General features: G+C 45.7%; 23 protein-coding genes and 1 tRNA gene. 19 read left to right on the top strand and 5 right to left on the bottom strand.

From position 1 onward, the window contains the following. Window positions 1-10 precede the first annotated feature (10 nt). Window positions 11-421, bottom strand: a complete 411-nt coding sequence (locus tag N186_RS05725) for a hypothetical protein (RefSeq protein ID WP_020962827.1) — start codon at window positions 419-421, stop codon at window positions 11-13. A gap of 133 nt (window positions 422-554) precedes the next feature. Between N186_RS05725 and N186_RS05720 the strand changes: the two genes are divergently transcribed. The 5 genes from N186_RS05720 to N186_RS05700 all read left to right on the top strand — a co-directional run bounded on the left by N186_RS05720 (window position 555) and on the right by N186_RS05700 (window position 3,021). Continuing rightward, complete coding sequence (locus N186_RS05720; RefSeq protein ID WP_020962826.1) at window positions 555-1,256, top strand: ERCC4 domain-containing protein; 702 nt, start codon at window positions 555-557, stop codon at window positions 1,254-1,256. A gap of 33 nt (window positions 1,257-1,289) precedes the next feature. After that, complete coding sequence (locus tag N186_RS05715; protein ID WP_020962825.1) at window positions 1,290-1,595, top strand: metal-sulfur cluster assembly factor; 306 nt, start codon at window positions 1,290-1,292, stop codon at window positions 1,593-1,595. A 4-nt stretch (window positions 1,596-1,599) separates the two neighbouring features. After that, complete coding sequence (locus N186_RS05710; protein ID WP_020962824.1) at window positions 1,600-2,190, top strand: methyltransferase; 591 nt, start codon at window positions 1,600-1,602, stop codon at window positions 2,188-2,190. Continuing rightward, window positions 2,159-2,641 (top strand): pyruvoyl-dependent arginine decarboxylase, encoded by a 483-nt coding sequence (locus N186_RS05705; protein WP_020962823.1) that lies wholly within the window; start codon window positions 2,159-2,161, stop codon window positions 2,639-2,641. The genes N186_RS05710 and N186_RS05705 overlap by 32 nt, the downstream gene beginning before the upstream one ends. 131 nt (window positions 2,642-2,772) lie before the next feature. Then, the gene (locus N186_RS05700) at window positions 2,773-3,021 is read left to right on the top strand and encodes an Lrp/AsnC family transcriptional regulator (RefSeq protein ID WP_020962822.1); all 249 of its coding nucleotides are present in this window, start codon (window positions 2,773-2,775) and stop codon (window positions 3,019-3,021) included. A gap of 167 nt (window positions 3,022-3,188) precedes the next feature. Here the strand turns inward: N186_RS05700 and N186_RS05695 are convergent, their stop codons facing one another. Next, window positions 3,189-4,106 (bottom strand): A22B family peptidase, encoded by a 918-nt coding sequence (locus N186_RS05695; RefSeq protein ID WP_020962821.1) that lies wholly within the window; start codon window positions 4,104-4,106, stop codon window positions 3,189-3,191. Window positions 4,107-4,321: 215 nt separating this feature from the next. Here N186_RS05695 and N186_RS05690 point away from each other — a divergent pair, with 215 nt between their 5' ends. From N186_RS05690 to N186_RS05670, 5 genes are read left to right on the top strand one after another with little or no spacing between them, the layout of a single operon-like run. Further along, a complete protein-coding gene (locus N186_RS05690; protein WP_020962820.1) occupies window positions 4,322-5,470 on the top strand; it encodes a Cdc6/Cdc18 family protein in 1,149 nt (382 codons plus the stop codon). Window positions 5,471-5,524: 54 nt separating this feature from the next. Beyond that, window positions 5,525-5,818 carry a hypothetical protein gene (locus N186_RS05685; protein ID WP_020962819.1) on the top strand — a complete coding sequence of 98 codons (294 nt, stop codon included), beginning with the start codon at window positions 5,525-5,527 and terminating at the stop codon, window positions 5,816-5,818. A 12-nt stretch (window positions 5,819-5,830) separates the two neighbouring features. Continuing rightward, entirely contained in the window at window positions 5,831-6,922 is a 1,092-nt protein-coding gene (locus N186_RS05680) for a DUF354 domain-containing protein (protein WP_020962818.1), read from the top strand. A gap of 35 nt (window positions 6,923-6,957) precedes the next feature. Beyond that, window positions 6,958-7,281, top strand: coding sequence for a 50S ribosomal protein P1 (rpl12p, locus tag N186_RS05675; RefSeq protein WP_020962817.1), 324 nt, complete (start codon window positions 6,958-6,960; stop codon window positions 7,279-7,281). Window positions 7,282-7,290: 9 nt separating this feature from the next. After that, window positions 7,291-7,980, top strand: a complete 690-nt coding sequence (locus tag N186_RS05670; protein ID WP_052885532.1) for a prepilin peptidase — start codon at window positions 7,291-7,293, stop codon at window positions 7,978-7,980. Between the two features lie 194 nt (window positions 7,981-8,174). On the opposite strand, the gene tpiA is transcribed toward N186_RS05670, so the two are convergent. Continuing rightward, on the bottom strand, window positions 8,175-8,864 hold the full coding sequence (gene tpiA, locus N186_RS05665; RefSeq protein WP_020962815.1) for a triose-phosphate isomerase: 690 nt from the start codon (window positions 8,862-8,864) through the stop codon (window positions 8,175-8,177). A gap of 110 nt (window positions 8,865-8,974) precedes the next feature. On the opposite strand from tpiA, the gene N186_RS05660 reads away from it, so the two are divergent. Both N186_RS05660 and dph2 read left to right on the top strand, forming a co-directional pair. Then, entirely contained in the window at window positions 8,975-10,096 is a 1,122-nt protein-coding gene (locus tag N186_RS05660; RefSeq protein WP_020962814.1) for a radical SAM protein, read from the top strand. Further along, window positions 10,075-11,097, top strand: coding sequence for a diphthamide biosynthesis enzyme Dph2 (gene dph2 / locus N186_RS05655; RefSeq protein ID WP_020962813.1), 1,023 nt, complete (start codon window positions 10,075-10,077; stop codon window positions 11,095-11,097). The genes N186_RS05660 and dph2 overlap by 22 nt, the downstream gene beginning before the upstream one ends. On the opposite strand, the gene N186_RS05650 is transcribed toward dph2, so the two are convergent. Then, window positions 11,049-11,924: a TIM barrel protein gene (locus N186_RS05650; protein ID WP_020962812.1), complete on the bottom strand. Its 876-nt coding sequence runs from the start codon at window positions 11,922-11,924 to the stop codon at window positions 11,049-11,051. The genes dph2 and N186_RS05650 overlap by 49 nt on opposite strands. Before the next feature lie 111 nt (window positions 11,925-12,035). Here N186_RS05650 and N186_RS05645 point away from each other — a divergent pair, with 111 nt between their 5' ends. From N186_RS05645 to N186_RS05630, 4 genes are all read left to right on the top strand, one after another. Next, window positions 12,036-13,172: a PhoH family protein gene (locus tag N186_RS05645; RefSeq protein ID WP_020962811.1), complete on the top strand. Its 1,137-nt coding sequence runs from the start codon at window positions 12,036-12,038 to the stop codon at window positions 13,170-13,172. Further along, window positions 13,169-15,070: a DNA topoisomerase gene (locus N186_RS05640; protein ID WP_020962810.1), complete on the top strand. Its 1,902-nt coding sequence runs from the start codon at window positions 13,169-13,171 to the stop codon at window positions 15,068-15,070. The genes N186_RS05645 and N186_RS05640 overlap by 4 nt, the downstream gene beginning before the upstream one ends. Before the next feature lie 7 nt (window positions 15,071-15,077). Further along, window positions 15,078-15,710, top strand: coding sequence for an ASCH domain-containing protein (locus N186_RS05635; RefSeq protein WP_020962809.1), 633 nt, complete (start codon window positions 15,078-15,080; stop codon window positions 15,708-15,710). Between the two features lie 67 nt (window positions 15,711-15,777). Then, complete coding sequence (locus N186_RS05630; protein WP_020962808.1) at window positions 15,778-16,707, top strand: hypothetical protein; 930 nt, start codon at window positions 15,778-15,780, stop codon at window positions 16,705-16,707. Here N186_RS05630 and N186_RS05625 read toward each other — a convergent pair. Further along, on the bottom strand, window positions 16,704-17,216 hold the full coding sequence (locus tag N186_RS05625; protein WP_020962807.1) for a hypothetical protein: 513 nt from the start codon (window positions 17,214-17,216) through the stop codon (window positions 16,704-16,706). The two genes, N186_RS05630 and N186_RS05625, sit on opposite strands and share 4 nt — an antisense overlap. Window positions 17,217-17,314: 98 nt before the next feature. On the opposite strand from N186_RS05625, the gene N186_RS05620 reads away from it, so the two are divergent. The 3 genes from N186_RS05620 (at window position 17,315) to N186_RS05610 (ending at window position 19,913) form a co-directional block, all read left to right on the top strand. Beyond that, the gene (locus tag N186_RS05620; protein ID WP_052885667.1) at window positions 17,315-18,697 is read left to right on the top strand and encodes a TrpB-like pyridoxal phosphate-dependent enzyme; all 1,383 of its coding nucleotides are present in this window, start codon (window positions 17,315-17,317) and stop codon (window positions 18,695-18,697) included. A 48-nt stretch (window positions 18,698-18,745) separates the two neighbouring features. Next, window positions 18,746-19,714 carry a mevalonate kinase gene (mvk, locus tag N186_RS05615; RefSeq protein ID WP_020962805.1) on the top strand — a complete coding sequence of 323 codons (969 nt, stop codon included), beginning with the start codon at window positions 18,746-18,748 and terminating at the stop codon, window positions 19,712-19,714. 103 nt (window positions 19,715-19,817) lie between these two features. Further along, window positions 19,818-19,913 (top strand) — tRNA-Thr (locus tag N186_RS05610). Window positions 19,914-19,968 lie beyond the last annotated feature (55 nt).

Genomic DNA, 19,968 nt, shown 5'->3' with positions numbered 1-19,968 from the left:
ACTTTACCTTTTATCTTCCCCGGATATTGGGAACCCAAGTGCTTTCCTCGTCACACGTGACAACGATGTCTTCCGATAGCAATGTGTCAACTTTTTTGAATACCCACTTGCTTTCGCTAGAGAACCACACGGCTAGGACGGCCTCCCTTCTAGAGTATTTTTTGAATGCTTCGAGGAAGCGGAAAAGCTTTGATATCTGATATGCTTTTACTTTTACTTTCGAGTTAGAGGTTGTCTTGACCTCGAATGCAACTATCCTGTCCTCTATGTTGTTCACAAGAAAAACATCTGGAAAATTTTCCCCCACACCACTAACTGGAACCCTAAAAACATGGTTCTCCTTGTTGGCTGACAACATCTTCACTAGCCTTCGTTCAACGTTGAATGCTCTGTGCCGCCTATTGACAACTTCTCTAGACATTTGTTAAAGTGAAGAAAACACATGAATTAAAAAGTTTGGTGTATGCGAGCTACTAAAGCCCTTGAGCCAATTAGGAAAGCCGGAAAACAATAGACATAAAAAGTATCGGGAAACGTAATGAAAGATGAAATAAATGCAGAACCTCACTGTTCTTGTCGATGATAGGGAACGTCGTTCACAGGTAATCAGCGAGCTTGCACGGCTTGGTGTCCGCTATCAACTGGCCCGTTTAGAGGTAGCAGACTATGATGTGGGCGGGAAATACGGTTTGGAGAGGAAGACGGCCGGAGACTTTATAAATTCTATTATTGATGGACGGCTTTTCGAGCAAGCCAAGTATCTTCGTGAAACATATGATACAGCCATCATCGTTATAGAGGGGAGCCTCAGCGACGAGGTAAAATACAGACAAGTTAAATTAAACCCGCTGTTTGGGGCATTTGCCGCGTTGGCCGAGAACGGTGTATCAGTTCTACAGGTGAATGATTATAGAGAGACTGCGTTGCTTATATATATCCTGTGGAAGAGGCTACAAAAGGAGGGAACCAACTTTTTCGTCAAGACAAAGAAAAAGGTTTTCAAGGAGTCGAGCAGTATTCCAGCTATACAGCTTAATCTGATCGCGACGTTGCCAGGGATTAGCAGGGAAACTGCAGAAAAAATTCTTAGAGAGTTTAAGACTCCAAGGAAATTCTTTTTAGCGTCTCCCGCGGAGTTAAGGAAAATTGATGGATTGGGACCAAAGAAGATACAGAAAATTCTTCAAGTACTTGATACAGACTATGAGAAGGCAAAGCTCTTAGAGAACGGGACCAGTGAAACGAATAATTTTTAAATAAGATTGTGTACGATATGACAGGGGGATATAATGGGAAACATTACGCAGGAACAAGTGCTACAAGCGCTTCAGGACGTATACGACCCAGAAATACCCTTTAACGTGGTTGACTTAGGTCTTATATACGGGATAGAGATAAACGATAAAAAGGTAAAAGTCAAAATGACCCTAACAGCAGTTGGATGCCCAATGTCGTACTTCCTCGTTGAACTTGTACGTGACACGATCAAGGAAAAGATCCCGGAGGTTGAAGATGTAGAAGTCGAGCTCGTATTTGATCCGCCCTGGACGCCCGACAGGATGAAGCCCGAGGTCAGAAAACTGCTGGGTCTCTAGCCTGATGCCATACCCCGTTTCGGAGGATACGGTTTTCCTTGCTAATTATCTGCGTGAAAAGAGTCAATGTTATGGAACTGTATTAGAGGTTGGCTGTGGCAATGGAGAGATAACCATTGAATGCGCGTATTGTGCAGAGTATGTTGTCGGCACAGACGTGTCCCAGGACGCGGTAGAGTATACACTTGACAGAGTGAAGAAAAAGGATCTCTATAAAAAGATAGATATTGTTTTAACGGATAAGGCGAGACCGTTCAGGAGAGATTCTTTTCATATTGTTGTTTCTAATCCTCCATACTTGCCCTGTAGATATGAAGAGGGAGAAGAGGTCTGTGGAGGACCCAGTGGAATAGAGTTCAGCGTTGAGCTGGCAAGAGATGCCCAAGGATTGCTAAAGGAGCATGGCAAGCTTATTGTTGTTGCCAGTAGTCTCGCAGATGTTTCCTCGCTTATTAGCGTGTTGTCTAATTTGTATTCTAAAGTGTCTGTAGCGGATACTCTTCCCCTTGGTCATTTTGAAAAACTTTTAATAGTTGTGGCTGAAAAACGCCTTGATTTGCAAAATGATCCTCCCAAAGAAGTACTTCGTGACTAAGGGGAAAGGAGTTAGCAGTGTCTCTCCATTAATGGCCTTCAATAATGCACTCCGTGAGGCAGGGATACATGGCCTAAATTTGGTGCCCGTATCATCTATCTTGCCTCCAAATATCGTCGAAGAAACGCCGAGAAGGCTACCTGAAGGTAGCATAGTTTTTCTCGTGATGAGTGAGAAGAGGGTCAAGGGACCTGCAAAGATTAGTGTTGGTATCTCGTGGGCTCGCGGTCATCCTCACGGCTACGTTATAGAGTTTCACGACGGGAATAGTTACAAAGATGCCAGGGACAGACTGGCCGAAATGTGGGAAGAGATAAGGGCTAAAGACAGGCTAAACATGGAGGAGCCTCGGTACCTTATTGAAGAACTAGACGTGCCTGACGGGATGTATGGAAGTGCCGTGGTAGCACTAGTTTTTAGCGAATATGATTTCTTAAAAGGCGTCCCATAGAACAACGAATTTTTTCTAATATTTCCCACGATTCGTTATAAAAAGCAAAAGTTGATAGTTATTGATGCCGATGTTTTTATCATACGTTATATTTATATTTTTAAACATGGTTGATATATAATTGAGCCTTTATGAGTACAAATCCAGACAAAATAACTGTGTTTCTGCTTGTCAATGTAGGAGTTGGCTATGAGGACGAAGTTCTCAAGACCATCAGAAAGATGGAATTTGTGGAAGAGGCCTACATCGTGTACGGCGAATACGACATTCTCGTTAAGATCACTTTGCCTGCCCTTGAACTTCTGGATAAAGTTGTGTCAAACATAAGGAAGCTTAGTGGAGTCACGAGGACGTCGACGCTTATAACGTCTTCCCGTTAGAAATCGTTAAGGAATTATTCAAGTAGCCTTGTTTTATATTTCTCCTATTCTCTCAAGGAAAAAACTAGTCAACCTTTTAATTTTGCGCGCACCAATGATATCTGGGGATGATTGCCGCGTTGATGTTCGATTGATGAGAGCCGGATGGGCGGACTGACCCCTGTTTGCTAAAAACCGATCAACAGACATATGACATATACTGCTAGGGACAGAAAGACCGGTATTGGTAAGGCTGGCATGTATTTTTTACGTGTCAACATTTTGAGGGTAAAGTAGAGCCCCAAGGCTATTGCAATAGTAGTTAATACCCAGCGTGCTACCGAGTTAAAGGGAAAGAGATAGTACGAGGAGCTAAGCATCGAGTACATCAATACGTCTCCCATGCCGAGGGCAATGTTGTCTACCACTATTACTGCTCCCCTTAGCGGCGATTTTAGTTTTGATTCTCTGGACTGCCCCTCTCCAACCGTGTTCTCTAGGATCCTTTTCAATGGTCCATAGAAAACAGAGTAAACGTCATAGACTGCGAGGATCACAGCAACAGCAAAGGGGGTCCAGCCTGGCAATGTAACTGCCAGCAGTGAGCCAGCCATTGTTCCGTAGATTATCAGGAGGATGTCGAGGAGTTTTGCGCTTACTGGCTTAATTATAAGCACGGCGGCCAAGACGGCAACTGAAATTGAGAGCAAGTCTGCATACTGCTGGAGGTAGTCGCTATATCGTTCTAGGGGTGCAAGGTTTGCCAGTGAATAGAAGTATATCTCGGCGATCCCCCAAAAAGAAAACGCTACAGCAAACGCCATAACAGCAGGTATAGTGTGTATTTTCCTGAACCTGATCAGGACCAAAAGAAGCCCTGTTCCTAGAAGTACGAGGAAAAGTATTATTAAGCTATTGATCAGAACCCCTTGGGGGCTTTCTTCCGGCACAAACGGGCTTCCCAGAAGGTCGGCTACACCGCTTTTGCTTAGAACTAGTGCCCAAGCCACAGACAAGGAACTTATCACTATAACAATGAGACCCATTAGCAGGCTTGTCTTGTACTCTATGCGTCTTCGACCACTCTCATATGTATCTTTCTCCATCTAGACCCAGTCTAGCAGTGCCAATGAGATTTAAAAGGATTTAGCACTGTATGCGTCAGATACCCCAGGATACGTTCATTCTTTTCACGTTTGCATGACTTTCATCATTCGCATTGAAAAATGCAAGCGCTGTTTTATACTTTTATTTTCGTGGTAAATAGTGTGAATTAAGTTTCGGTCTACTATGTTTTGAAAAAAATTATATTCCAATATATATGGAAAAATCGAAGCAAGCAATGATCCTAAGGAACCCTCAGGCACTCAGCAGTAAATATATCCCGAGAAGACTTCCGCACAGAGACGCCCAGCTTAGACAGCTTTCAATCTTCTTTCCAGGGGTAGAGAAGTCCTCAGCGTTCTTCAAGTCGGTTCAATTGATAGGCTCTGTGGGCACAGGGAAAACATCTACAGCTCTCTTGTTTGCGAAGAACCTCGAGAAAGGTTTTGAAACTGCCCGAATAATTTACGTAAACCTGAAGATGTTGGGCGACCCAAGCCCCTGGACAGTCTACACGTCTATACTTGGCCAGGTTTCTGGGAGGGCCTCGAGAAGCCTGTCTGCGGGCGAGGTTTTCGAGAAGATCCTAGACGAATTTGTGAAGAAAAAAACAACAAGCTTTTTGTTCATTGTTGACGAAGCTGATGAGCTCACATCTTCAAGAAGCCTGAGGGGAGGACGCGTAGTATACAACTTGACACGCTTGCCGGAATTCGGCGTAGAGAATGTTCTGGGCGTCGTATTTATTGCCAGGAACGAGGAGTGGAGCCGCGGCCTTGCCCCCGAGGAGCAGTCTACCCTTGGAAGCCTCATCGTCAGGTTTCCACGTTACACGTTGCCTCAACTAGTAGATATATTATTGTATAGGGCAAGTGAAGCTTTTTCGGATCAGAGTGCTCTTCCTGACACTGTAGCGGAGCACGTTGCCAAGATAACTATTGACTTGTTCGAGGGTGATGTGAGAAAAGCATTGGATATCCTTCTCTATGCCAGCTTGATTGCCGACAGTGAGCACAGTGAAAAGGTAACTTTTAGCCATGTTTCTAGAGCTCTGGCACAGATACTCGGGAGGAGCTCTCTTGACGCAGACATAGTTAAGACACTGAAACAGCTGGAAAGAGTAGTCCTGGCAGCAACACTGGAAATACTAAAGAATAGGGAGTCTTCTTATACAACAGAGAGAGAAGTTATAGAAAATGTGCAGGCACTATGCGAGAGGCTACAGTTACCTGAGCCTAGAATAGAAGAGATCGAAGCAGCCCTACAACGCTTACATGACCTAGGAATCCTAAGGATTAGTGGACCGTTGAGGATCTATGCGGAAGTAGTACCCATAGACGATGTGAGAAGCTTGATTTTGAAGTAGCCGTGTAGGGGTAACAAAAACCGTTTTATACCTTTGAAAACAGTTAATCAACCCATGAAGGGCAAAGTATTGATAGTCACGCTCCTCTCAATAATTGGCATCCTAATTTTTTGGCTTCCACTTCCCAGGGTAGGAGACTATATCATTGGAGGATATCCGTGGAATTCGCCTGAAAATGCCAGGACGCCAATGATTATCCTAGGAGTAATCGTTACTGGAGTATTTGTCTTCGCAATAGTCGCGATAAACATCCTTAGCAGGAAAATAGAAGAAGTTGGAGACGAAACAGTCTATCCCATGGACAATACACGAGACGAAGGAGAAGCTCAATCAACAGAAGAATGGTGAAGCGTCATAAATATGAAAAAAGTATGGGTTGAAGCTTTAACACCGAAGCAAATCCTCCTGTTTTCCTATCTCCAACAAGAACTCCCTAACACTGATTTCTACCTTACCTCTAGGGACTATGACCTCAACCGCGAGCTTGCAAAAGAACTGTGGAGAAAAGTCTACATTGTAGGCAAACATGGCGGCGCAACACCCTATAGCAAAGTTCGGGAGACTATTCGACGAGAAGAAAAACTCCTCACGATAGCCAGAGAGGAAGAGCCAGATCTCCACTTGACATTTGCATCGCCTGACTCTACACGTGTGGCTTTCGGCCTACAGCTACCCGTCGTGTCATGCAACGACACCCCGCACTCAACAATCGTAGCTAGACTCGTCATCCCGCTCTCAAGCGACTTTATTGCGCCTCAACCAGTTGTGCCGTTTTTCCAACACTATGAAGAGTTTACACGGATACATGTATTTAGAGGTGTCTTCGAGTATGCCTGGGTTTCACGTTTCAAGCCGAGTGAAGACATATTGAGAGACTATTCTGTTGAGCCCTTCAACTACGTGTTTATACGACCTGGTGAGCAAAAGGCTTACTACTATAGAGATACTATAGCTGCAACCATTCTACCCCTGAAGATCGCTAGACATTTGCTAAGGAGGTCTTCTCTTAAGCTTCTAATTTATCCAAGGTACAAGGAGCAATACATTCTCTACAAGCGGGAACTAAAAGACACAGGAGGCCGTGTCACCTTTATCGAGAAACCAGGAGTCTTCCTCAACCTAGAGTACTTTGCCAGGCTTGTCGTTACAGGAGGCGGCACAATAGCCACAGAGTCAGCCCTCCTTGGAGTCCCATCGCTAACAACTTTCCCAAGGGAGCTTGAGGTTCATACCTACCTGCGTGAAAAGGGTTTCCCGGTCTACCGCTACACGGGTCTCCATATAATCGAAAAGCTTCTATCGAAAAAAGAAGATATCTATGACCGTGAAGTATTCCTTCAGAAAGCTAGGAAGATGTTCGAAGATCCAGTAGCCAGGATCGCCGAAGTAATAAAGATGCACTTAGAGACTGATGCATCATCCTTGTATTCGAGGAACAAAAAATTTTTATAGCCACAGATATTTCGAAAAATGCATCGGTGGTCTGAATGGAATATGTTTACGCAAGTCTGTTGCTATACCATGCAGGAAAAGAAATAAACGAAGAATCAGTCAAGAAAATACTTGAAGCAGCCGGCATACAAGTCGACGACGTCCGTGTAAAAGCCCTGGTCGCGGCGCTGAAAGAGGTAAACATTGAAGAAGCAATTAAGACAGCCGCTTTGCCGGTGGCTGTTGGAGGGGCAGCTCCCGCCGCTGCTCCCGCACAAGCACCTGCAGAGCAAAAGAAAGAAGAGAAGAAAGAAGAAAAGAAAGAGGAAGTCAAGGAGGAAACAGTCGAGGAAGGACTTGCTGGCCTCTTTGGCTTCTAGGCGCAACAAATGTCTATATATTTCTACGACCTTGTCCCGGTTTACCGCAGAATTGTGCTTATTTCAGCCTTACTCTATGCAGGTTACCAAGACTACAAAACACGGGAAATAGACGATAAAACATGGGTATATCCCTCAATTATACTGGCCCCACTTACATTTTTTGAAGTATACAACCGGACACCCACATACCTACAGATTTATCTGTTTTCCCTTTTTCTCGGCCTGTTAATAGCAATCCTAACCCTAAAATTGAAGCTTACAGGCGAGGCCGACGCGATTGCATTTGCCTTTATAAGCTTATTTGAGCCACCTGGCTACCATATAATCACGTTGTTTCCCCTAGGCTCAGTGATTATTCTCTCACTTGTTCCAACCTTGCTGTATACCTGTTATAATCTCTACTGGAACCTTAAACATGGAAGCTTTGCAGGCTACGAAGCAGGATCTCTAGTCAAAGCCCTCGCAATGCTGACAATGAGATATATCAGTAGAAGGGAATACGAAGAAAAAAGCTACATGTATATTCCCTCTACCCAAAAACAAGGAGACAAACTAACAATAGAGCTAAGCCCCATGATTCCAGAAAAAGTAGAGAACCCAGGACTGGACGAATTCTGGGCAGTCACACTTGCTCCCTATGTTTTCTTCTTGTCCATAGGCTACCTTATCTACACTATACTCCTCCTAACATTTTAAAACCTAGAAACACAAGTATTTTGTATCGCTCAACAAAATTTCGGTCAAGCACTAAGCTCCTCGCACGGCGCCAAAACGATAAATCTAATAAAACAATCATCCCTATGGATAAGTGGCGATGATTGCAAATCCGGGTTACGACAAACATAGGATGACGTAAGGGCTAGTTCCTGAGCCTCTAAAAAAAGAAAAACTTATTTTAGAATTGGCCTTATAAGGTCTAAGATTGCTTTCTCCCAGTCCTTAGCTTTAACAACGCCAGAGGCAAGAAGAACACCTACAGTCCCGAGCCTCAGTGCCGCCGCTACATCGTCACCCGTAGTTATTCCTGCGCCACAGAGAACCTTTACATTCGGATTTATTTTTTTCACGAGGTCAACAGAGGAAGTCACAACTTCTGGTTTTGCTTTTGAGACTGGTATACCTGTCCCAATGAGCTCTGGGGGCTCTATAGCAACCATGTCTGGACCAAGAGCAGCCATTGCCGCAGTTACCTCTGGGGTGTTGGTGCAGACAACAGTCACTAGGTTCAGCTGCCTGGCTCTCTTCACAACCACGTCTATCTGGTCTGCACGTACCCGACGCTCACTGTGGTTAACCATTGTACCAATAGCGCCTGCGTCTTTCACAGCTTCAAGAGTTACGTGTCCTGTATGGCTTCCAGGAGACACATCATCAACATGCTGGGAGAAGACAGGAATATCGACTTGCTGTGCAATAAACATTAGGTCTGTTAGCTGCGGCGCGACAGCTATTGTTACGCCATACTCTTTGCTGAGCTTTTCGGCCACTTTAGCTAGCTGTAAACCTTTCTTGCCGCTTGCCTCGGCATATGCCTTAAAATTTATGAGAATCAAGGGATACTCAATTTTTGTTGCCGCCATATTTGATATTTTGTTTTGCCATCATATATTCTAAGATTAATAATTCAACGTAAAACAAGCAGGTAAGCTTAAAGCCCCCTACAACAAATCATACTTAAAGAAGGCAAACCATGTACTGGAACAGAGATGTAGAATTATCCTATCTGAGGCCGGACGCGCTAACCGTATGGCAAGAGGAAGAAGTAGTTAAGCGTCTAAGCCACTACAAGGCTGTTTTTGAAGAGAGAGCCCCAGCATTTTACAGGGTAGCAAAGAGAATCCCGGCAGAATTCAGACAGGACGCAGATGTGGAAGAGTTGCTAGACATACACCGTAACTATGCGAAAGATTTTCCCAAAATTTATAGAGAATTCACAGTTGATAATCTCGGCAACAAGATTCCAGGGGTTTCTTATCTCGACTTAAAGATACAAATCGCTAAGAAAATGCTTGAAAAATGTTTCTTCTGTGAGTGGAGATGCTCAGTAAACAGGGCGAGGGGCGAGAAGGGGGTATGCGGCCTTGACTCTAGGGTTCGTGTCGCTACAGCCTTCCTCCACATGGGAGAAGAAGCGCCACTAGTGCCCTCTGGAACCATATTTTTCACTGGATGTAGCTTTAAATGTGTCTACTGCCAGAACTGGGACATATCGACAAGAGTAGAGAATGGAGCAGAAGTCACCCCCCAGGAACTCGCAGATATAGCTGTAAAGCTTTACCTGAGGGGGGCCAAGAACATAAACTATGTCGGCGGAAACCCTGACCAGCAACTTCACGCTATCTTAGAGTCGCTAAGGTACATGGATGTAAATATACCTCTTCTCTGGAACACAAACATGTATATGTCCACAGAGGCTCTAGAGCTCCTCCTGGACATTGTAGACATATGGCTACCCGACTTCAAGTACGGTAACGACGCCTGTGCAAGGAGACTTTCCGGTGTCCAAAAATATTTCGAGGTAGTCTCACGGAACCATAAGATGGTCTGCGAGGCTGGTAGAGACATAATCATTAGACACTTGGTTCTGCCAGGCCACGTTGAATGCTGTACAAAGCCTGTCCTCGAATGGATTTCCAAAAATTGTCCGAGAGCGCTTGTAAACGTAATGGACCAGTATAGGCCAGAGCATCTTGTCGCTAGGTTTCCAGAAAGGTGGAGAGAGATAGCGAGGAGGCCGAAGCCGAGCGAGATACGTGAAGCATATAACTATGCAGACAAGTTGGGATTGGCATGGAGAGAAGTCTCGCTTTGAATGACTACGAGATAGAGTTTAGCAAAATATTAGAGTGGTTAAAGAAAAATAGTGCCAAGAAAATTCTTGTTCAGGCCCCGGACGGACTGAAAAAAATCTCAAGGCTTATATCTGAAAAGCTCGAAGAAGAAGGATACGAGGCTTACCTCTCAGGAAGCCATGCCTGGGGCGGATGCGACATAGCAGTTAACGAGGCAAGAACAATGGGCATCGACACAATACTTCATGTTGGTCATCATGGCTTCGTAGGAGCCAGAACAACAGAGGTTAGAGTATTGTTTGTACCAGTCCACTACCAGGGTGAATTCACTGACGCACTGGTCAATGCACTAGAAGACATCAAAAGAAATAGCTTCAAAAAAATTACGCTAGGAGTGACCGTAGAGCTACACCGTAGACTACACGAAATAGAAAACCTTGCATTAAAAAGTGGCTTTCATGTCGAAACAGGCTCGCTAGAAAACATTACAGGTCTGATCATAGGATGCAACTATGCCTCGCTTCGAGATGCAGAAGCTGTTCTCATAGTAGCTGGTGGAAGATTCCACGCGATCGGGGCCGCTCTCTGGATGGGTATACCTGTATGGAGAGTTGACCCCTACCTAAAAAGCTATGAAAAGGTAGATGTGAGACCCATTATATCGCGCCGTTTAAGGGATATCAGCTCCGCGATGGATGCTCACAGCTTCCTCGTCGTTGTGTCGACAAAAACTGGCCAGGCCAGACCAGTCTTAGCCCAAAGCATCAAGAAGAGGCTTCTCCGCGAAAACAGAAAAGCAGACATAGTGGTGATAGACGAGATCAGCAAAGACGTACTACTCAACTTCGGGCATTATGATGCCTATGTGAACACAGCTTGCCCACGTCTGACGATAGATGACCCAGACATCTTTCCTGGGCCTGTGATAAATCCCGGCGAACTCAAATATGTCCTCGGCAAGAAGCTTGAGGGCTACGATTCCCGGGATCTCTTTCGTTTTGACTTTTCTACCGGCGCATAGAATAATTCCTTCAGCAACAGGGCGTCTTGCTCCAAGTTCGGACTCTCAGAGATGACAACACCCTTAATGTTGAACTCTCTGAATGCTTTGACGAGAAGCTTATACTCCAGATCAGCCTCCGCCAAGTTTAGGTGGCGCTTTTCTCCTTTCTCGCCATACTCTATGCCCGATACGTGTATGTGCATGTTGTCGAGAGCGTATCTGCCAAGCCCTTTCTCGATTTTTTCAAGGATAGATGCAAAGTCCTGGTATCTCTTCAGCCCACCCACAGTCCTGGCATGCAGATGGGCGAAATCGACAACTGGGAGCACGCCTTCCAGCTCCTGACTTAACCTTATAACCTCTTCGAGGCTTCCGAACTCTGATGGCTTTCCAAGAACTTCGGGCCTGATCCAGATCTCTATACTATTTTCTCTGAGATGTTTTAGGACTGTCTGAACCCCTTCCTTTACCTTTCTGTATGTGGCTTCGGGGTCGCTATTTCCGTAGTATCCGGCGTGAAAACATACGCTCCATGCACCTGCTTTATAGCCTATCTCCGCGCTCCTGATTATCCTCTCTACACTTGCTTTTACCTTTGCCTCCTCTTGACTGTTAAGGTTAATATAGTATGGCGCGTGTACAGTAAGCACTATGCCAACCTGGTCTCGCAGTTTCTTGACCTCTACTGCAGATTTCTCGTTTAGAAAAATGCTCCTAACAAACTCTATCTCCATTGCGTCGAGCCCAAGCCTTTTAACCTCTAATATTCCCTCGGTTACACCTCCCTTTTTTAGAGTGGTCGGTATGCCTGCAGGCCCAAAATACAAGCGGTCTGGCTGCCACATCTAGCTCCACAATATTGATTCGATGCTTCAGGATTTTAGTCTTTCTAGCACACGTGTACATATAAAGAAATAAAAGACTTCAATAAGAAATACTGTAAACGGTGAAAATACATGTCGCTCAAATTTGAACCAGTAAACGAAAAACAAAAGATGCTTGTAGGCGCCCTTGAGAGCCCAGACATAGACATAGTTGGCGTATTTGGCCCAAGCGGCACAGGGAAAAGCTTCGTCGTTATTCTCCACGGCATTTCGAAGCTGAGAGAAGAAAAGTACAAAAGAATGATCATAATTAGGCCCCTTGTAAGCATCTCTAGGTCAAAACTCCTAGACTCTTCAACCCTAGGCGAAATGTACTATGAAACAGCGTCATCCTACCTCCTAGACGTTGCGGGAGACTATATCGACTTGCCGGAACTCAAAAACTTCTTGGATAGCAGAAAAATAGTCTTCGTAGACCCCGAATTCCTTACGGGGAGAACATTCGACAACAGCCTTATTTTCCTAGACGATGTCCAGTACTTAAACCCAGAGATTATTCCAGAAGCCATAATAAGGGTGGGAAGAAACTCTAAGCTTGTTATCGCGGGGGACCCTGTTCTACAAGCCCTAGAGGGAAAAACAAGGAACACGGCGGCAATAGCCCGCGAGCTGTTATTGGGAGAGGAGAGGTCACTTGTAATCAACATGGGTGTAAACGACATCGTGAGGCCGGGGTCTAAGAGGGGCTTCAAGCTTGCACTAGAGTCGAGGCTTAGGAGGCGTAGTCTATCAGAAGAAGAAAACAAAGTTAAGGCCGTGTTGCAGAGCCACGCGCCAGACGCAGACATAGTGACTGTTGTATGGCTCAAGGATCTCAAGGAAAAATATTCCTCGCAGAGCGCGCCCGATGTTCTAGCCATCGCAAAGGAAAATACACTTAGCCGGCTGATCGGTAAGAAGGGAGAAAGAATAAATAAGGCCCAAGAGGAGGCAGGTGTACACATTAGGGCCATCGAGCTAACCAACGATCTTGGAGAAATAGTCAAGGCTATACACCCTGTTGGATGGATTAGGAAACACATAGAGAGTGTAGAAATAGAGGGCGCAGAACTTGTTGTCTACGTCGACCCAGAAGAGTACGGCGCATTTGTGGGGAAGCAGGGCACATATATCAGGTTCCTAGACGAAGCACTCAAGAGAATACTTGGGCTAGGAGTTCGTGGGAGACACGCCGAGAAACCTGAAGATAAGAGGAAAAAGGCTAAATGATTTACGGCTACGTCATAGTTGCTGAGAAAAACTCTGTTGCACGTGCAATTGCAAGCTTTCTTGGAGGGACAAGCGTAAAGAGATTACAGATCGAGGGTGTTCCTGCATACGAGTTTAACTGGAATAATTCGAGGAGCCTTTCTATAGGAGTAAGCGGGCACATACTTAACTTTGACTTCCCAAAGGAATACAACAAGTGGAACAGTATTGACCCGAGACAGCTCTTCTTCATAAAGCCTATACTAGTGACACGGGAGGGAGCATACAAATACATAAAGGCTCTTAGACAGCTTGCACAAAAAACCTCGACAGTGATACTTGCCCTGGACGCTGACGTGGAAGGGGAAGCCATAGCATTCGAAGTCATGCGAATAATGTCCCAGGCCAACCCAAGCTTAGAGTTTAAACGTGCATGGTTCAGCGCAATAACGAGGACAGACATCCTAGAAGCCTTCAAAAACTTCAGGAAGCCAAACGAAAACCTAGCAAACAAGGCCTTCTCTAGGATGATCGTCGACCTCACGATTGGCGCCAGCTTTACGAGAATACTCACGCTGTCGGTAGAAAAGAGGAACGGATTCTTGCCGAAAGGCAAATTCCTGAGCTATGGTCCATGTCAGACTCCAGTCCTCTACTTGGTTGTAAAACGTGAACTAGAGAGAGAAAACTTCAAGAAGAAGAAATACTACGTGTTAAGAGTAAAATTCGAGTCGCCCGAGGGAGTATTTACTGGCCACGCGACGTTTGACGATGCCTCTAAGGCCAACGAAGCATTAAGCGTTGTGAAGAGCATTGGTAAGGGAATCGTAGCTTCCTCGGAATACGTGACAGTTAATATCCAGCCCCCTGTTCCACTAAACACAGTGTACCTTGAGAGCAGGGGTAGCCTTTTCCTTAACCTAAGGCCAAAAGAGACCCTCGCAATAGCTGAAACTCTTTACGCGAACGGCTACATTTCTTATCCACGCACCGAGACAACCAGGTATCCTCCAACTCTAAACCTGAAGAATATACTCTCGATGTTCAGCGAGTGGGAAAACACTGGCTGGTACGTAAAAAAACTGCTTTTAAAGGGCTTCAAACCGACGGAGGGACGTGAAGACGACAAAGCCCACCCACCAATCTACCCAACTAAGGCCGCCTCTAAGAACGAGATTGTTAGAAAGTTTGGGGAGAAAGCGTGGAGGGTATACGAATACGTGGCTAGACATTTCTTAGCCACATTAAGCGAGGACGCTATTATCGAGAAGCAAAAAATCATTGTCAACATAGACAAGTTACAGTTCCAGGCGGAGGGGCGCAAGGTCGTCTACCTTGGATTCTATCAGGTCTACCCCTACAGTGTACCGCAAGATGACCCCCTCCCATACCTGCTCAAAGGGGAAGAGGTGAGAGTCTTAGAAGCAAAGCTAGAGGAGAGAACCACTCAGCCTCCACAGTACCTCAGCGAGGCGGAGCTTCTAGCCCTAATGAAAAAGTACGGCATAGGTACAGACGCGACAATGCAGGAGCATATACACACAAACATTGAAAGAAAATACTTTATAGTGAAGAATAAGCGCCTTATACCGACACCTCTCGGGAGAACCCTTGCCGTCTCGCTGTATGAGACAGTCCCAGAACTCGTCTTGCCGGAGATAAGGGGGCGCATGGAGTCTAAGCTTGTAAAGATAGCTAATGGAGAAGTTTCTCCGGAGGAGCTTGTGCAGGAAATGCTCGAAGAGTTTCTAAGCTACTATGACAAGTTAGCACAAAACATAGACAAGGTTGCCGAAAAGCTCGTAGAGGGATTGAAAAAGGTATACCAAGAAGAAGACAGTGAAGCTTCCCATGCCTCGGCCAAGAAAAAATCCTCCATGAAGAGGAGGAAAACTACAAGGCAGAGGAAAAAGATTTAAAAACCATGTGGCTTCAAAACAGAGGAGGAAACCTATAAACATGGAGGGGGGCTCTAGGAAGATAATAAACAGGAAGCTGGGCAGAAAATTATCGTTCAAAGCAAAATACATTGACCAGCTCTTCAACGGGGAAAAAACGACAACTGTCCGAAGGGGGATCGTCACGCCCAGATATGACGTTGTTTATATTGAAAGCGACGGGAAAATCCATGGAACCGCCCGGGTAAAATATGTCCGATATACTAAGCTCGGAGAACTAACAAATGACGACGCTGTAAAGGACGGTTTTAGTTCTAAAGAAGAGCTAATCAACGCATTAAAAGAGATCTATCCAGACATTGGGAAAGACGAATGGGTCACAATCATCTCGCTAGATAATCTCAACAGGTTTAGAGAACCCCTACCGACGGAAATGATAACTAGAGATATTGACTCCGACAAGATATCTGAGGCTGCACAAATAGCCCTAGCCAACGGATTGGCAGAAAACGAAAAAGAGCGCAGAATCCTCGCCATGCTCGCCATAAATGGCGATATAAAAGCTACATCAAAGCATCTAGGAATAAAGGAGGACGAAGCCAAACTTGTCCTTGCAAAAATAATGAATAAACTCAAAGAGAAGGGAATACAACAGCAGTAATTATGCAGAAGGCCTAGTATCTATGTCTAAACCCACGATTTTTATCTCTCATGGGGACCTTGACGGAATGTCTGCTACAGCAGTCATAGCTGACACCATTAGAAAGAAGCATCCAGAAACAAGGCTGATATTTCTATTTTCCCAGCCCCACGAACTCGACAAGACGCTGCTGCAGGTTCCCGAAGAATTTGAAGAACTCTACCTCGTCGACATAGCGATCGATACAGAACTATGGCCAAAATTATCTCTTCTCTTATATGACATCTCAAAGAGGGGAAAAATAATATGGCTGGATCATCACCCGTCCACGCTAAGTTTCTCAGACAAATTGACAAAGATAGGAATCCAAACAATACTCGAAAACACAAGATCAGCGGCCTCAATAGCTAGAAAATTCCTTCAGAACACTTCTGACCCTTCCTTCTACGAAAGCATAATAAAGCTGGGAGAAGCATCCGATCTAGCAATAAAGCTCGAGAAAGATGACCCCCTGCACCATTCCCTAGAAACCCTTAGCATTGCCCTGGCATACAAGACTCGCGAGGAACAGCTCAGGAAAAAGATACTATCGTCTTGGCTAAACAAGAAAATAATAGTCCCAGATGAGGCAGCAGAGGCGGCCCAAGAGGGAGAAAAAATCTACAGGGAATTATACCAAGAGGCAAAGCAAAGCACAATCTTTGAGTCAGACAACCTGTTAATAGCTGACCTAAGAAACAGACGGGTATATGGATTCATTGGGAGAATAGCATCTGTCCTCGCAGGCGAAAAGGAAAAACCCGTTATCCTGCTGACAAGACTGGGAGAAACAGCTACACTCATCACGTATAGAGCACCGGCCAAAAACAGCTATGAAAAGATATCAAAGATCGTTGCAGACATAGCGAGAAGCTATGGTGGAGGGGGTGGACACTTGGCGGCGTTTAGCTACAAGGTTCCCAGCGCCTACATGGAAAATATCCTGAAAGAATTAATTGATGCTGCTAATTCACTTTAGCTTATTGACACACGCTTAATTGCCGGGTGCTGGAGAATCTTCTCAATGACCTCGCTGGGAACAGGCTGCGAGACGACGACGTAGAGCTTGGGCTCTTCATATATGTTCGGATCCTCCGCGACCACCTGTAGAATGTTTATATCCTTCTCGGCCAATGCGTTAGCGACCCAGGCAATTATGCCCGGTTTGTCTTCAAAGATCTCCACAACTAGGCACCTGTAACCCAGCAGACGTGAAACCGACACGAGTGAGGGGCCTGCTGGCCTGAGGTGTAAGAAAAATTCCCTGAGGAAGTCGTCGTTATTTATCTGTTTAAGAACCTCCATAACTACTCTCCTGTCTACGCCTGCTTCTTCCGCGAGTGAAGTTACCGTAACTTTTACTTTGTCGCCAATGTATACGTCTTCTCCTCTCACGCTTAGCCCGTATTTTAGTAGAGTTCTTGCTATCTGGATTCTTTTGCCCGACCCTAGAACTTCTTCTACATGTTTCCAAAACGACTTATCCATAATTCTTTATGGTGATAAACCTCCATTTATATTCATTCTTCTCTAAAATGTACATAAAAGAAAAATTTATATACATCAATGAACAAAATAGACAAGTTATGAACAAAAAGATACATCTAGATGAAGATGAGATGCCACGGGAATGGTACAACATCCTGCCAGACCTGCCAGAGCCTCTTCCGCCGCCACTTAACCCAGTCACTGGCCAGCCGGTCTCGCCCAAAGACCTTGAGCCCATATTTCCAAAAGAACTTATTAGACAGGAAATGTCACAGGAAAGATTCATACCCATACCAGAAGAAGTGCTCGATGTATACAGAATCTGGAGGCCAACCCCCCTCATCCGTGCATATCGTCTCGAAAAGGCACTTAGAACCCCCGCTAGGATATATTACAAGTACGAAGGCGTTAGTCCGCCGGGAAGCCATAAACCCAACACGGCGGTTGCCCAGGCATACTATAATGCAAGGGAAGGAGTAGAGAGACTAACTACAGAGACTGGTGCTGGGCAGTGGGGATCTGCACTCTCGTTCGCGACAATGCTTTTTGGCCTAAAGCTGACGATATACATGGTTAAGGTCAGCTACATGCAGAAGCCATACAGAGCCATACTGATGAGGACGTGGGGGGCAGAAGTAGTCCCAAGCCCGAGCAACAGGACAAAGTATGGAAGAAGCATACTGGAAAAGGACCCTGACAATCCCGGCTCCCTGGGAATAGCGATAAGCGAGGCCCTAGAAGACGCAATATCTCATGAGGATACAAAGTATAGCCTTGGAAGCGTGCTCAACCACGTCTTGTTGCATCAGACAGTTATAGGGCTAGAGGCAATAAAGCAACTCGAAGCGGAAGACGAGTTCCCAGACATTGTCATAGGCTGCGTGGGTGGAGGAAGCAACTTCGCCGGAATATCGTATCCATTCTACTATCTTGTCAGATCCGGAAAAGCGCCCAAGAGGACACGGTTCCTAGCCGTAGAGCCGGCGTCATGTCCATCCATGACTAAGGGCGAATACATGTACGACTACGGGGACACCGCGGGACTAACACCCCTACTAAAGATGTACACTCTTGGACACGACTTTATACCTCCACCCATCCACGCAGGAGGCCTAAGATACCATGGCGCCGCACCTACCCTGAGCCTCCTGAAGAAGGCTGGAATATATGAAAGCACAGCATATAACCAAGTAGAGGTCTTCGAGGCTGCGAGGCTCTTCGCACAGACCGAGGGAATAGTGCCAGCCCCAGAAAGCGCCCACGCTATAAAAGCAGTAATCGACGAGGCGATAAAAGCCAAACAAAAAGGCGAAGAAAAAGTAATATTGTTTAACCTCAGCGGGCACGGTTTACTCGACCTTGCCGCGTACCAGGACTTCCTCGATGGAAAGCTTCCAGCACACGAATACCCAGCAGAGGCTATACAGAGATCTATTGAAAAAATAAAAGCACTATTGCTGGAAAAAGGCATCAAGCCCTAGCAACGCTACAACGCTAAAAATATACCAATCTATCCACTCACTTTTTCTATGTCTAGGATTACCTCAAGCGCACCTGGAAAAGTTATCCTATTCGGTGAACACTTTGTCGTCGAGGGACAGCCAGCAATAGCTATAGCCGTTTCGCTAAGGGCATATGTAACTGTGGAGCCCACGCAGAGCGACGAAATCAAGGTGTACTCGAAAAACTTCGACCTCACTGAGACTTTCCCGCTTAACCAGAGGGACAGCTGGACGGGCAAAATGACCCCAGTCGCCGTTGCGGCATACACTGCGATGCTTGAGGCCGACAAAAAAACAGGCCTAAACATACACATAGACTCGCAGATACCTCCAGGTAGCGGAATGGGCTCGAGCGCGGCAGTCGCAGTCGCCACAGTCCACGCAACAAGCCTAGCCTTGGGCCTCCAGCTAGACCCCAGAAAAGTGTCAGACCTAGCCTACGAGGCAGAAAAAGTTGTCCATGGAAAACCCAGTGGAATAGACAACACCATAGCCACTTTTGGCGGGGCCATTGCATATAGGAAAGGAGAGGGATTCATCCAGCTAAAACCAATCTTTAGAGGGGTAAAGCTAGTATTGGCAGACACAGGCAACCCCAGAAACACGGGCGAAATGGTTCGCAGGGTGCTTGCACTTAAAAACACTTATCCAAGTATACTAGACCCAATCTACTATTCTGCTGGAAAGCTAGTCGTAGAGGCGGCCCAACTTTTGGAGAAAGGAGACTACGAAAACCTGGGAATACTTATGAATATAAATCATGGCCTTCTCTCAGCTGTAGGCGTCTCAACGAAGGAAATAGAGCTACTCGTACATACTGCCAGAGAAAACGGAGCCCTAGGCGCAAAGTTAACAGGCGCCGGAGGGGGAGGATACATCGTAGCCCTATGCAGAGAAAACGACGCCGAAAAAATAATCAGCGCACTAAAAAGCCACGCAACAAACGTTCTAACCGTCAACCTGGAAGAGGAAGGAGTAAGAAAGGAAAATATATAGTAACACTCCAGGAAAATGAGAGACACAACTATAGAAGAATTGCTCATCCCACAAAAAATTTAAACCCCACAAAGCTATTACTCAGTAAGACATCTGAAGTCGAGCCCCGGTAGCTCAGCTCGGTAGAGCGCCGCTCTGGTAAGAACTAGTCCTTCCGGATAGGCGGAGGTCCCGGGTTCAAACCCCGGCCGGGGCTCCATTTTTTTCCTAGTGCTCTGCGATTTGTCATGATTTATTTTGAATATTGCTTAATA

Origin of the sequence: Thermofilum adornatum, assembly GCF_000446015.1 — an archaeon.
Lineage (GTDB): Archaea > Thermoproteota > Thermoprotei > Thermofilales > Thermofilaceae > Thermofilum > Thermofilum adornatum.
The sequence above is the reverse complement of the archived record's forward strand: the minus strand, read 5'-3'. Positions and strand labels throughout refer to the sequence as shown.